Source organism: Streptomyces sp. NPDC055078 (genome assembly GCF_053607985.1).
The window spans coordinates 1-13,023 of sequence record NZ_JBSGUP010000179.1 but is presented as its reverse complement, the minus strand read 5'-3'; the positions used below and the strand labels follow the sequence as shown (position 1 = coordinate 13,023).

Sequence of the window (13,023 nt, the reverse complement as noted above, 5' to 3'; positions counted from 1 at the left end):
GAGTGGGAGGGTCGTACGGCTGCCGGAGGCCGGAGGCAGGGTGCCGGGTGCCGGGTGCCGGGTGCGGTGCCTCCCTGCGCTGCTTCTTCGGGGAGGCACCGCGTGGGCTATCGCTTCTTCACCGCGATGGCCTCGAACTCCACGATGAGTTCGGGCTGTACCAGCCCGGCGACGAACACAAAGGTCGAGGGCGGCCGGGTCGGCAGCCATCGGTCACGGACCGACCGGATCTCCGGCAGCGCCTCCGGCCTGGCGATGAAGCCCGTGACCTTGACGATCCGGTCCATCGAGCTGCCGGCCGCCTCCAGGGTGCGCGCCATATTGGCGAACGCCTGCTCGGTCTGGGCGACGGGATCGTCCACACCGACGACGGCGCCCTCCTCGTCCCAGCCGATCTGACCGGATGTGAAGACGAGCTGGTCCACGGTGCCCGCCCAGTGCCAGGCGGCGCCCGAGAGGACGCCGGGCACCTCGGTGACGAGTTCGAACTCCGCGGCCATGTCAGCCCTCTTCGACGAGCGCGATCGCCCGCACCGGTCCTGCGGTGCCGTTGGCGATCTTCAGCGGCATGGCGATCACCTGGAAGCCGTGCGGCGGCAACTGGTCGAGGTTGGCCATCTTCTCCATGTGGACGTACTCCTTCTCCAGCCCGAGCAGATGACAGGGCCAGAGGTACTTGGGGTCGTGGCCGTGCTCGTGGTAGTCCGCGGCCCACGCGGCGTACGGACGGTCGTAGCTCCATGCGTCCGTCCCGACCGTGGTGACGCCCTGGTCGAGCATCCACTCCAGGGCCGCGCGGCTCATACCGCCGCCCCGGGTCATGTACTCGTCCGTGCCGAAGTACTTGTCGTTCCCGGTCATGGACAGAACGATGTCGCCGGGCTTGAGCGTGTAGTCGATGTCGCGGAACTTCTGCTGGAGCCTCTTGAGGGACAGCTCCTCGCCGTCCTCGCAGTCCTGGATGTCGATGACGACACCGTCGCCGATGCAGCGGTCGAGCGGCCACTCCTCGATCGTCTTCGGCTTGGAGCCGTCCGCCATCCGCGGACCGAAGTGCCACGGGGCGTCCATGTGTGTACCCGTGTGATCGGTGATCTCCAGGTTGCAGATGGCGTACGCCTCACCGGGAGTGGGCCAGTCCTGCGGGTCGATGTCGTAGTTGTCCTTGTTCCACTGGGCCCCCTCCGAATGGGGCACCAGGGTGACGCCTTTGCCGTCGAGAGTCGGGTCGGTGTCAACGGTCATCGAGAGGTCGACGATTCGCCTGGTCAAGGGAGAGCCTCACCTTCACTTGCGATTTCGTATCCACTATGCGGATATGAAATCAACAGGTCGGATATTGTGTCCGCGACATTAGATGTGGTGCGGAGCCTCGTCAATGGCGGAGACGGCTTCTTTTGAGCCGGAGCGGCAGAGACCTCCCGCGCACTGTTCCGCCGCCGGGAGGGACGGGCCGAGGTGTCCCGCACGACGCGAGGGGGCAGCGTGGGCGCCCGCGCCGCACGGCGCAGGGAGCACCGCGCCGAGGCACGGCACCCGCGTACGTGGCCTGGGGCATCGTGCTGGAGGCAGGCACCTGCGCACAGCCCCGCGAACTCCGCCCCGCGAACTCCGCCCCGCGAACTCCGCGCCGGGGGCACTGTGCCGGAGCCGGAGCCGGCACGGCGCGGAAGCACCTGCCGGGCACCCCGCCCGCGTACGGCCCCGAGAACACCGCGCCGGGGAGCACCATGCCCGCGTCGGAGTCGGCACGGCGCGGAAGCACCCGCTGGGCACCCCGCCCGCATACGGTGCCGCGAACACCGTCCGTCTACGGCCGCGGCAGCACCGTCCGCGTACGGCCCCGGGAACACCGCGGCCGGTGGTGTCCCGTCCGGGAACGCGCGCCTTCCGTCACCTACCCCCGCTGCCGCCGCCCGGCCACGCTCGTCGTACCGTCCCGCAGGAACGCCTCGACTCCCGCACGCAGTTCCCCGCTCGGGCCGAAGCAGGCACGGCGCAGTCCGTCGGCGTCGAACGACGGGCGCGGGTGTGCCGCGTCGAGCACGCCACCGATGATCTTCTTGTTGGTGGCGGTCGCCTGCGGCGCGAGCCGGGCGGCGCGGCGGGCGAGCCGCAGGGCGGCCTCGACCTGGGCCCCCTCGTCCGCCAGTTCCGCGACGGCTCCGGCCTGCCAGGCCCGCCGGGCGTCCACCCGCCGGCCGAGCAGCAGCATCTCGCGGGTCAGCGAGCCACCCCACACCGATGCGAAGCGACGCAGACCCGTATCGGAGTACACCAGGCCGAGATCGCCAGCCGGTATGCCGAACGAGGCGCCGCGGGCCGCGACACGGGCGTCGCAGCAACACGCCAGTTCGAGTCCGCCGCCCAGCGCGGGACCGCCGATCGCGGCGATGACCGGAAACACGGACCTCTCCAGCACGTCGAACACCGCATGGGCCGGATGGGCGATCAACTGCTCGGCGTGCGGCTCGAAACGGGGGCCGGCGACGCTGCGCAGGTCGTAGCCCGCGCAGAACGCCGGTCCGTCGCCGGTGAGTACCACGGCGCGGGCCTCGATATCACCGAACACCCGGGCCAGTTCGCCGAGAGTCGCGGCGTCGAGCGCGTTGCGCCGTCCTGGCCGGTCGAGTGTCACGACCGTGATGCCCGGTTCCACCTCCTCGACGCGGACGGCCGGGCGGGGAGACGGCTCAGTGCGCACGCCCGTCCGCCCTCTGTTCGGCCAGCCGCCGGAAGGGTTCCAGCGCCCGGGGATCGACCACCGCGTCACGGTCGACCACGCTGTCCGGCTCCGCCCCCATCAGCAGCCGTTTCATCGGCACCTCCAAAGGCTTGCCCGACCGGGTACGAGGCACCTCGTCGATCCGGTGTACGGCGTCCGGAACATGTCGTGGGGAGCAGTCCGTGCGCAGTCGCGCCGCGATCGCGCGCTTCAGCCCCTCGTCCAGTTCCCGCCCGGCCGCCAGGACCACGAACAGCTCAAGCCGCGACGACGCGTCCGGTTCCGCGATGTCCAGGGCCAGCGCGTCGACAACCGCGTCAAGGGCCAGGACGGACCGGTAGATCTCGCTGGTGCCCATACGGATGCCGCCCCGGTTGATCGTGGAGTCCGAGCGGCCGTGGATGACCACTCCGCCGTGCGGCGCGATCTCGATCCAGTCGCCGTGGCGCCACACGGGCGGTCCGACGCGGTAGTGGCCGAAGTACGCGTCGCGGTAGCGCCTGCCGCCGGAGTCGTTCCAGAACATCACCGGCATCGAAGGCATCGGCGCGGTCAGCACCAGTTCGCCGACCCCGCCGGTCACCGGGCGGCCGTCCTCGTCCCAGGCGGCGATCGACGCGCCGAGCGATCTGCGCTGCAACTCGCCCCGCACCACGGGCAGTGTCGGAACGCCGCCGATGAACGACGTGCACACATCCGTGCCACCGCTGGACGAGAACAGCCAGAGATCCGGGCCCAGTTCTTCGTAGACCCAGTCGAAGACCTCCGGCGTGAGCGGTGATCCCGTCGAGCCGACCGCGCGCAGCCTCCCCAGGTCCCTGCCCTCACGGGGCCGCACACCGTCGGCCCGGCACGCCGCCAGGAAGCCCGCGCCGGTCCCGAAGCAGGTGGTACCCGTCGCCGCCACCACGTCCCACATCGCCGCCGGATCCGGATGGCGGGGGCTGCCGTCGTAGAGAACGACCGCGGCATCGGTGAGGAGTCCGCCGACGAGGAAGTTCCACATCATCCACCCGGTGCTCGTGAACCACAGGATGCGGTCGTCACGGCGGGCGTCGACATGGAGACGCAGCTTCTTGAGGTGTTCGAGCACGATGCCGCCGTGTCCGTGGACGATCGGCTTGGGCACACCCGTCGTGCCCGACGAGTACAGAATCCACAGCGGGTGGGCGAAGGGCACCCGTGCGAACGCCAGTGGTGCCGGGTTCGCGCAGAAGGCGTCCCAGGTGACGGCTGAGCCGAGCCCGGTGAGCGGTCTGCCGGGACGCAGCCGGTCGACCACCACGATCCGGCCGAGGGTCGGCAGGCCGTCGGTCAGCTCGCGCACCACGTCCATCCGGTCGAACTCGCGTCCGGCATAGCGGTATCCGTCCACGGTGATCAGCACCGAGGGATCGATCTGCCGGAAGCGGTCCAGCGCGCTCGCCGTCCCCGTCTCGGGAGCGACGACCGACCAGATCGCCCCGAGACTCGTCGTCGCCAGGAGCGCGACCACCGCCTCGATCGTGTTGGGAAGGTACGCCGCGACACGATCGCCCCGGCCCACACCCGCCGCCACGAGACCGGCCCGGGCACGCGCCACCCGGTCGGTCAGCTCCGCCCAGGTGACCTCGACCGGAGGCCGCGACTCGGACGCGCACACGACGGCCACCCGACCGGGGTCGCGCCCGGCGAGGATCTGCTCGGCGTAGTTGAGGGCAACGCCGGGGAACCAGCGGGCACCGGGCATGGCGCGGTCGGCGAGAACGGTCGTGGGGTCGCCGTCGGCGCGCACCTCGAAGTAGTCCCAGATCGCCCGCCAGAACCCCTCGATGTCCTCGACCGACCAGCGCCAGAGCGCGTCGTAGTCCCCGCACTCCACCCCCCGGTCGCGGGCCAGCCACTCCTGGAACCGGGTGAGCTCGCCGGCGGCGACCCACTCGGCGGAGGGCGTCCACAGCACCGGCCGGATCGCGTCGGCTGCTGACTTCACCATGTGACGGCCTCCATCAGTTGTTCGGCACAGTTCATGAGCCGGCTGTCCTTTCCGTGCGGGGTGATCAGCTGGAGTGCGATGGACGGATCACCGGAGCCGAGGAGGGGCACGGAGATCGCGGGCCAACCGAACGCCCCCGCCGCCCGGGTGAACCGCGAAGCGTCCAGGACCGAGGCGGGCTCGGAGACGGCCGGCGCCGGGATCGGCACCGTGGGCAGCGCGACCACGTCGACCCGGGCGAACACCGCCTCCGTACGCCGCGCCGCCAGCGACACGGCTTCGCGCGCCCGCTCGTAGGTGCCGGGTTCCATCCGGGCACCGAGGCCGAGTGCCGACACCACGCCGGGCTCATCGGGCTCGATACGGCCGGCCCACGCCTCGGCCACCTCGCGCACGAGGACACGTCCCATTCCCCGGGGCCGCAGTTCGAACTCGACCTCGACCAGGGTGTGACCGAGGCCCGCGAGGAGTTCCCTGGCGGTCCGGAACGCCTCGGCGACCCCGGGATGCAGGGGACCGTCCTCCTCCAGGCCGGACGGAACCCCGATACGCAGACCGGCGGGGGCGCGGTCGGAGCCGGTCGCCACCCCCAGCGCCGCGGCGGCGGCCCGGCAGTCGCGGACCGAGGTGGCGAACACCCCGACCGAGTCCATCGACGGGGCGAGCGGAGCGCAGCCGTCCATCGCCACGCTGCCGTGGGACAGCTTCGCGCCGACCACTCCGCACCAGGCGGCCGGCACCCGTACCGACCCGGCGGTGTCGCCGCCGATCGCCAGCGGGACGATCCCCGCTGCGACGGCCGCGGCGGACCCGCCGGACGAACCGCCGGGCAGCGCGCCCGGCACGCCGGGGTTGGGGCACGGCGGTCGTCCCGGCGCCTGCCCGGTCATGCTCCAGGCGAGTGGGTCCATCGCCGTCTTGCCGATGACCACGGCGTCGGCGGCGCGCAGCCGTTCGACGACCGCCGCGTCGGTCACGGCCCGGTGGACCGGCGTGCGGAGCCCCAGCGTCGTGGCCAGACCGGCGACGTCGAAGCTGTCCTTGACCGCGACGGGCACGCCCGCCAGCGGACCCAGTGGCTCCCCGCGCGCGGCACGGCGGTCGATGTCGCGCGCCGCTTCCACCGCCGTCCGGTCCACCGCCCAGAACACCCCGTCGGCCTTCACCGCGGCTGCCAGCGACCGGCGGCAGAGCCGCTCCGCCGACCAGGTGCCCGCCCGCACCGCCTCCGCGATCGCCGTCGCGTCGTGGCGTACCCGGCCCGAGGTCGCGCCGTCGTGTGTCATCGCACCCTCCGGGGGAGCACTCGTGGACCGGTCATCGATCGCCTTCCTCGCCGACTCCGGCAGATGTGCGGGCGGCGGGTTCGCCGACCGGGGGTGGGCTGTGGGGTCGCCCGGCATGCCTGCAGTTACGGGGCCGGGCCGGCCTGCCCTGAATCCCGGGCCGTGACGGATCGGGGTACGGGCCGCCGTGCCGGGCTACCCGGCCGGTGGCTGGGGAGCCGACCGCCGGCGTCGGCGCGCGAGGCGTCACCCCGGTATCGCGGCGGAGGCCGCCAGGGCGTCGCGCGCCTCGCGGAACGGTTCGATCGGCAGCCGGGTGAGGCCCGCGCCGACCTGACCGACGCCCGGCTCGCGGTGCGCGAATCCGTTGTTGACCACCGGGGTGATCCCGGTCCGGCAGACGAGACCGACATCGATGCCCACGGGCGTACCGGCGAAGCCGTCGGCAGGCACGAGGTACCGCCCGCTGCTGCCCCGGCAGATGCGCCGCATCGAACCGACGAGTTCGACGGCCTCCTCGTGCGTGCCGCCGATGAACGAGCTGATCGCCGGTGCCGCGGTGAGGGCGAACGCGCCGAGTCCTACGGTCTCCGTCATGAAGGAGTCGCCCATCGCGGGGCAGGCGTCCTCGGGGGTGAAGCCGGTGAACACCTTCGGCCGTCCCATGGGGGCGGGCGCGGTGATCCAGCCATCCACACCGCTCACGCGCAGCCCCATCCGCCGGCCGTTCGCGCAGATCGCCGTGACCAGACCGGGCGTGCCGCCCGCCGCGTGGGCGGCATCGCCGATGACCTTGCCTGCCGCCATCGAGAAGGACAGGAAGGTGTGCGGGTTGCCCGCCAGGAACTCCAGGACCGAGGCGGCCGTCTCCGGGTCGGGGGCCACCCGGACGACGGCCGGCGCGAGGCGGGCCAGCAGGGCGGCCGTACTGGCGACGTTGCGGTTGTGGCACTCGTCGCCGCGGCGCAGGCCCTCCGACTGGAGTTCGGCGATGTCGACGCCTTCCACCGCGCGCAGAGCGCCGTTCAGTACCGGGGCGAGTACGTCGCCCATCCAGCGCAGGCGTGCCAGCACCCGATCGCTCGTCGCGCCGAAGCGCAGTGCCTCGCCCAGGCCCTCGTTGAGGGGGGCGAACGCCGTCCTGCCGTCCGCACCTTCGACCTCGACGACGGGGATGCCGGGGGAGACGATGCCCGCCATCGCGCCCACTCCGCCCGCGGAGTGGCACGGCGCCAGGGAGATCTCACCGGAGTCGAGCAGTTCCGCCGCCCCTCGCAGATCCCCGGCCTCGCCTTCGAGGACGAGCGCGCCGAGAACGGCACCGCGCATCGGGCCGGTGAGGTCGTCCCCGCCCAGCGGGGGACCCGCGTGCAGAAATCTCCTGGCGCCGACGGCGTCCGTCACCTCGTCCGCCCGCCGAACTCTCGTCGCCACTGCCTGAGCCTCGGCCAGCAGTGTCCAGCCGTCACTGTCACTCATACCTGCTGATTCCTGCCTGTCTCGGGGGAATGGGGGGCGGGGAACACCCGCCCGGTGTCGGCGGTACGGACGCGGATGCCGTCGCCCGGCCGGCCTTGCTGGGGTGATGGGGGTGGCGGCACTGCGGTGTTGTGGCGTCGCGGTGCGATCGTTCACCCATGACGGCCGCATCGGCCCCGCGACGCGCGGTCTTCCCGACGGTGCCGCCGTTGCCGTTGCCGTCGTGGCCGGTCCGGGCCGGGACGCAGGACCGGGATCGGGAGCCGACGTACGCGCGGGTCCGCGGAGAGCCGGCGAAGTGTATCCGTATAGTGGATATTAAGTCCGTGATGCAGATACGCTATCCACTTCAGTGGGGTGTGTCAACGGTGTGCCGGTGGCGTGAGGGGTGCGAGCGGGGGGTCGAGCGTCGTGCCCATATAGTGGATGCAGTATCCGGTATTGGTAACGTGCGGGTATGTCACAGACGAAGGCATCAACCACGGCACCCACCCTGCAAAGCATGGACCGGGGGATGCGGATCCTCGAACTGCTCGCGGAGCGGCCGATGCGAGCCAAAGATCTGGCCGATGCCCTGAACTCCAAGTGGGCGACGACCCACCGCTCCCTGGCCTACCTCCGGGACAACGGATACGTCTGGCGGGACGAGGGCAGCGGGCTCCACTACGTCGGCCGGCGCATGTTCTCCATCGGCGCCGCCTACCTCAAGAACCACCCGCTCCTGAACACCGCACTGCCCGCGATGCGCGCCCTGTCGGACGAGCTGGGCGGCTTCGTGCAGATCGCCGAGCGCGACGGCATGTTCTCGACAGCGATAGCCAGCGTCGAACCCCGCACACCGGCCGACTCGATCACCGCGTCCTCGATGCTGGGCAGGCGCTATCCGCTGCACACCGGCGCACGCAGCCAGGTGCTCCTCGCCTACGCCGGCGCGGATGTCATCGAGGAGTATCTGGCCTCACCCCTCGAACCGCTCACACAGTTCTCGGTCACGGATCCCGCGGAACTGCGCGAGAAGCTCGACGAGACACGGAAGAACGGCTTCGCCACGACCGCCCAGGATGTGACGGTGTGGAGTGTGTCGGCGGCGGCGCCGATCCGCGACCAGCGCGGCGATGTCATCGCCTCCGCCGCCGTCATCAACTACTACGAGGACCGGGAGCACGCGGCCGCGGGCCCCCGCGTGATCATGGAGCTGGCCCGGTCGCTGTCGCACGCACTGGGCTGGCGACTGGACTGAGCGGCCGGAAGGCCGTCCCCTCCCCTCGCCCAACGCCTTCGCAGGCGGGCTCGGCCCCGGCGCACCACCGGGGCCGAGCCGGTCATGGGGGACGCGCCGTCAGATACCCGGCGGTGTCCACAGCACGGGGTCGCTCGCCGGTGACATCCTGGCGAGCACCAGCTCGTCGAAGACGTTGGCCGTCCCCCACTGGTCCTGCTCCTCGGGGGTGGTGCCCCAGACCTTCGGCGTCCATCCGTGCTCTTCGTCGATCTGGATCAGCTCGGTCGTGTACTCCATGACGAACCCGCTCGACGGCTCCTGGAAGTACGAGTACGTGTTGTCCCCGGCGCCGTGCCGCCCGGGACCCCACAGCGGCTGTACGCCGGCCCGCATCAGCCGTCCCGTACCGCGCATGAACTCGTCGACCCCGTTGAGTTCGAAGGACACATGGTTGAGACTCGTGTGCTCCGACCTGGCGAACGCCAGGATGTGGTGCCAGCTCCCGGTGCGCATGAAGCAGAAGAAGTCCTGCAGCCAGTCCGAGATCCTGAAGCCCAGGACTTCGCCGTACCAGGCGACCGCCCGGTTCACATCGGTGGTGTTGAAGACGACGTGACTGATGAACTTGGGCCTCGACTCGCCGCGCTCCACCGGGCGGTGGGCACGCTGTTCGACCTCGGTGGCGAGTTCGACGGGCCGGCCGTCGCAGTCGAAGAAGGCGCACGCGTACCCACCGCCGAACTCCGGGCGCTCACCGGGCTCGCGAATGATCTTGGTACCGCTGCGGGCGACCCGCTCGAACAGCAGGTCCACCCCCGCCCGGTCCCGGACGTCGAACGTGGTGAGTTCGATCCCGGCGACCTCGTTCTGGCGCAGTTTGATGATGTAGTTGCTGGGACATCCGGACCCGAAGTAGCTCCTGCCCTGTTCCTCGGTGACCAGGTCCAGCTGCCAGAGATCGCGGTAGAAGCCCCGTGCGACCGGCAGATCCTCGACCGCTATCGCGACCGATCGCACGTTGGTGATCGGATGGGGGGTGGGGATGGACATGTGATTCTCGCTTTCTTGCCGAGGAGTCGGGTGTGGTCGCGTCGGGCGGCCACCGCGGTCACCAGGAGATGGCGATGTACTTCGACTCCATGAATTCGAGCATTCCTTCGAGGCCGCCTTCGCGGCCGAGCCCGCTCTCCTTGACACCGCCGAACGGAGCCGCGGGGTCGGAGACCAGTCCGCGGTTGACGGCCACCATGCCGGCCTCGATCTCGCCCGCCAGCCGGAGCCCACGGCGCAGATCCGAGGTGTAGACGTAGGCCGCGAGCCCGAGGTGGGTGTCGTTGGCGGCCCGGACGGCCTCGTCGTCGGTGTCGAAGGCGATCACGCTCGCGACCGGGCCGAAGATCTCCTCGCGGACGATGTCCGCCCTCGGCGGGACGTCGGCGAGGACGGTGGGCTCGTAGAACGCCCCGTCGCGGGCCGGCCGCCGGCCGCCGGTGAGGACCCGCGCCCCGGCGGCGACGGCCGAGTCCACCAGCGAGGCGACCTTGTCGACGGCACGGTCGTTGATCAGCGGACCGCACTCGGTCGCGGGGTCGGTTCCCGGACCGACGGTCAGCCGGGCGAACCGTTCGGCCAGGCGCCGGGAGATCTCCCCGACGAGCGAGCGGTGGACATAGATCCGGTTGGCGGCGGTGCACGCCTGCCCGCCGTTGCGCATCTTCGCGACCATCAGACCGTCGATGACCTCGTCCGGTACCGCGTCGTCGAGAACGATGAAGGGCGCGTTTCCGCCCAGTTCCATGCTGGACTTGAGGACCCTGTCCGCGGCCTCGCGCAGCAGTGTGCGTCCCACCTCGGTGGAGCCGGTGAACGACAGGGCCCGGACTCGCGGGTCGTGGAGCATCGCGCGCACCACCTCACCGGAGCGTTTCGTGGTGACGACGTTGATCACGCCGTCCGGCACACCCGCTTCCGTGCACAGCCGCGCGATGAGGTAGCCGGTGAGCGGGGTCTCGGCGGCGGGCTTGAGCACGACGGGGCACCCGGCGGCCAGGGCCGGCGCGATCTTCCGGGTGGCCATGGCGGCGGGGAAGTTCCACGGGGTGATCAGGACGGCGACGCCGATCGGCTCGTAGGACACCATGATGTTGTTGGTCCCGCCCGGCGAGGTGCCGAACTGTCCCGCCGCCCGCACCGCCTCCTCCGCGTACCACCGGAAGAACTCCGCGGCGTAGGTGACCTCGCCCCGGGCGTCGGCGAGGGGCTTGCCGTTCTCCGCCGAGATGAGTGCGGCGATCTCCTCCCGGCGCTCGGTCATCAGCTCCCAGCAGCGCCGCAGCATCTCGGCCCGGTCGCGCGGGGCGGTCGCCCGCCAGGAGCCGAAGGCCCGCGCCGCCGCGTCGACGGCGGCAAGCCCGTCCTCGACGGTTCCGTCCGGGACACGGTGGAGGAGCTTGCCGGACGAGGGATCGAGCACGTCGATCACCTCGCGCCGGCGGTTCGGGGGTGCCGCGCCGATGATGAGATCGGAGTACAGCGACGGGGTGGACGTCGTCATCGGGATCCTTCGCTACGTGGGGTGGGGAGCGGGTCAGGCAGGGTTGCGGCCGGTGAAGAACTCGTGGTCGGCGCTGTCCGTGACGTCGAGGCCGCCCGCCAGGGCCGCGGCGCGGAGCTGGGCCATCTGCCCGTCGTTGATCCGCGACAGCGGCGCACGCATCGGGCCGCCGTTGAACCCGTTGAGCCATCCCTGGTACTTCCACAGATAGCGGTGGACCATCGCCGTGCCGGCCACAGCCTGTCCCACGACGGCGGAGTCGGCCTCGCGCACCGGGTGGATCCTCCAGTAGATCTCCATCGCGTCGTCGAACTTCCCCTCGCGCATGAGGTTGAAGTAGCGCGCCACCCAGGGGCCGTACGCCTCGTAGTTCGATGTGCCCATCCACTGCATCCCGTACATCGAGTGCCACGCGGGGGAGTTGGACTCGATCGGGTCCATCACGATGACGTCGTCGCGGTACTTGTGGAACAGCTCGGCGATTCCGCCCACACCGGGCCCGCCGACCTCGGCCTTCACGGCGACGACATTCGGGATCTCCTCGATCATCCGGCCGATCAGCTGCGGTGAGAAGTGGCTCGGGTGCAGCCGGCGGAAGTTCCACAGGTGCATTGCGAAGACGATGACACCGAGGTTGGTGCTGTCGGCGACGGCCTTGGTGTAGTCGAAGACCTCCTGCTCGGTCATCGGGTAGAAGGTCAGCGGGTACGACAGGAGGACGAAGTCCGCTCCGCGCCGTTCCGACTCCTGGACGAGGCGGATGTTGTCCGCCAGGGTCGGCAGCGCGGCGTGGACCACGGTCTGCACTCCGCCCGCGGCCTCGTCGACCGCGATCCCGGTGACCTCCAGAAGCTCGTCGAAGGTGGTGCCGCACTCCGACACGATGAGCGTGGCGGCCATGCCCATCTTCTTCTCCAGGTCGATGTCGTGCCGGATCGCACGCTCGTTGATCCTGCTCAGATCGCTGGTGAAGGTCGGCAGCAGGCACCCGCAGATGCCCTTCATGTTCTGCTTGGCCCATGCGCGGGCCTCAAGGCGCGAGTAGCTCATGAATGGATGCTCCGTTCGACGGGACGGGGGCGCGGCGACGGCCGGCCACGCCCAAGTGATATCCGTATAGTGGATAACATGACCACTAAGTGGATGTGCGGAGGCTAGCAACCATGGGAGGGCCGGTCAACGGTCCGTCGGTGGGAGTCCTGGCGGTCGATGGGTCGACCATTGCGCGCGGCGAGGGCCCCTGGAGTTAACGGGATCTTTCTGTGCAATCCCTCGGGCGTTGACACCCGGAACTCGCGGCTATACCTTCACCGCACCCACTAAATGGATGCTGTATCCACTATATGGATACCTTCCACAGGTGCAGGACGACAGGAGTCTGCGGATGATCAGGGCGGAAAAGACCGACACCCGGGTGAGCCGGCAAGCGTATTGGGGTGAGGAGGAGTTCCAGCTGGAGATGGAGCGCGTCTTCCGGCGGTGCTGGCTCTTCGTGGCGCACGAGAGCGAGCTCGCCGTCCCCGGTGACTACGTCACCCGGAATCTGGGCGGCGAGGACGTCATCGTGACCCGTGACGAGAGCGGAGAGATCCGGGCGTTCCTCAACTCGTGCACTCACCGGGGCACCCAGCTGTGCCGGGCGGATCTCGGCAACTCCTCCCACTTCCGGTGCAGTTACCACGGCTGGACGTTCTCCAACTCCGGTGACCTCAAGGGCGTCCCGGAACGCAAACAGGTCTTCGACCCGTCATTCGACAAGTCGGCGTTCGGCCTGGTGCGCGT

General features: G+C 70.4%; 11 protein-coding genes. 2 read left to right on the top strand and 9 right to left on the bottom strand.

Annotated elements, in window-relative coordinates; all coding sequences use genetic code 11:
- Positions 1 to 107: 107 nt before the first annotated feature.
- From ACWF94_RS17330 to ACWF94_RS17305, 6 genes are all read right to left on the bottom strand, one after another.
- On the bottom strand, positions 108 to 500 hold the full coding sequence (locus ACWF94_RS17330; protein ID WP_453488394.1) for a RidA family protein: 393 nt from the start codon (positions 498 to 500) through the stop codon (positions 108 to 110).
- A 1-nt stretch (position 501) separates the two neighbouring features.
- A complete protein-coding gene (locus ACWF94_RS17325) occupies positions 502 to 1,272 on the bottom strand; it encodes a cyclase family protein (RefSeq protein WP_453488392.1) in 771 nt (256 codons plus the stop codon).
- A gap of 625 nt (positions 1,273 to 1,897) precedes the next feature.
- Positions 1,898 to 2,704, bottom strand: coding sequence for an enoyl-CoA hydratase/isomerase family protein (locus ACWF94_RS17320; RefSeq protein WP_453488390.1), 807 nt, complete (start codon positions 2,702 to 2,704; stop codon positions 1,898 to 1,900).
- Entirely contained in the window at positions 2,694 to 4,700 is a 2,007-nt protein-coding gene (locus ACWF94_RS17315; RefSeq protein ID WP_453488388.1) for an acetoacetate--CoA ligase, read from the bottom strand. Before ACWF94_RS17315 ends, ACWF94_RS17320 begins: the two co-directional genes overlap by 11 nt.
- Positions 4,694 to 5,986 carry an amidase gene (locus ACWF94_RS17310; protein WP_453488387.1) on the bottom strand — a complete coding sequence of 431 codons (1,293 nt, stop codon included), beginning with the start codon at positions 5,984 to 5,986 and terminating at the stop codon, positions 4,694 to 4,696. The genes ACWF94_RS17315 and ACWF94_RS17310 overlap by 7 nt, the downstream gene beginning before the upstream one ends.
- A 246-nt stretch (positions 5,987 to 6,232) precedes the next feature.
- Positions 6,233 to 7,465: a DUF1116 domain-containing protein gene (locus ACWF94_RS17305; RefSeq protein WP_453488385.1), complete on the bottom strand. Its 1,233-nt coding sequence runs from the start codon at positions 7,463 to 7,465 to the stop codon at positions 6,233 to 6,235.
- 457 nt (positions 7,466 to 7,922) lie between these two features.
- On the opposite strand from ACWF94_RS17305, the gene ACWF94_RS17300 reads away from it, so the two are divergent.
- The gene (locus tag ACWF94_RS17300) at positions 7,923 to 8,705 is read left to right on the top strand and encodes an IclR family transcriptional regulator (protein ID WP_453488383.1); all 783 of its coding nucleotides are present in this window, start codon (positions 7,923 to 7,925) and stop codon (positions 8,703 to 8,705) included.
- A gap of 99 nt (positions 8,706 to 8,804) precedes the next feature.
- Here ACWF94_RS17300 and ACWF94_RS17295 read toward each other — a convergent pair whose 3' ends face one another.
- The 3 genes from ACWF94_RS17295 to ACWF94_RS17285 are packed head-to-tail and all read right to left on the bottom strand — an operon-like array spanning position 8,805 to position 12,291.
- Positions 8,805 to 9,737, bottom strand: coding sequence for a VOC family protein (locus tag ACWF94_RS17295; protein ID WP_453488381.1), 933 nt, complete (start codon positions 9,735 to 9,737; stop codon positions 8,805 to 8,807).
- Between the two features lie 58 nt (positions 9,738 to 9,795).
- Positions 9,796 to 11,241, bottom strand: a complete 1,446-nt coding sequence (locus tag ACWF94_RS17290; RefSeq protein WP_453488379.1) for an NAD-dependent succinate-semialdehyde dehydrogenase — start codon at positions 11,239 to 11,241, stop codon at positions 9,796 to 9,798.
- A 33-nt stretch (positions 11,242 to 11,274) separates the two neighbouring features.
- Positions 11,275 to 12,291 (bottom strand): dihydrodipicolinate synthase family protein, encoded by a 1,017-nt coding sequence (locus ACWF94_RS17285; RefSeq protein ID WP_453488377.1) that lies wholly within the window; start codon positions 12,289 to 12,291, stop codon positions 11,275 to 11,277.
- Between the two features lie 334 nt (positions 12,292 to 12,625).
- On the opposite strand from ACWF94_RS17285, the gene ACWF94_RS17280 reads away from it, so the two are divergent.
- A partial coding sequence (locus ACWF94_RS17280) for a Rieske 2Fe-2S domain-containing protein (RefSeq protein ID WP_453488375.1) occupies positions 12,626 to 13,023 on the top strand: 398 nt, incomplete at its 3' end.

Excerpts from the sequence above, each read along its gene's own strand:
- ACWF94_RS17330 (WP_453488394.1), bottom strand. The coding sequence starts at position 500 with ATGGCCGCGGAGTTCGAACTCGTCACCGAGGTGCCCGGCGTCCTCTCG.
- ACWF94_RS17315 (WP_453488388.1), bottom strand. The coding sequence starts at position 4,700 with ATGGTGAAGTCAGCAGCCGACGCGATCCGGCCGGTGCTGTGGACGCCC.
- ACWF94_RS17310 (WP_453488387.1), bottom strand. The coding sequence starts at position 5,986 with ATGACACACGACGGCGCGACCTCGGGCCGGGTACGCCACGACGCGACG.
- ACWF94_RS17305 (WP_453488385.1), bottom strand. The coding sequence starts at position 7,465 with ATGAGTGACAGTGACGGCTGGACACTGCTGGCCGAGGCTCAGGCAGTG.
- ACWF94_RS17300 (WP_453488383.1), top strand. The coding sequence starts at position 7,923 with ATGTCACAGACGAAGGCATCAACCACGGCACCCACCCTGCAAAGCATG.
- ACWF94_RS17295 (WP_453488381.1), bottom strand. The coding sequence starts at position 9,737 with ATGTCCATCCCCACCCCCCATCCGATCACCAACGTGCGATCGGTCGCG.
- ACWF94_RS17290 (WP_453488379.1), bottom strand. The coding sequence starts at position 11,241 with ATGACGACGTCCACCCCGTCGCTGTACTCCGATCTCATCATCGGCGCG.
- ACWF94_RS17285 (WP_453488377.1), bottom strand. The coding sequence starts at position 12,291 with ATGAGCTACTCGCGCCTTGAGGCCCGCGCATGGGCCAAGCAGAACATG.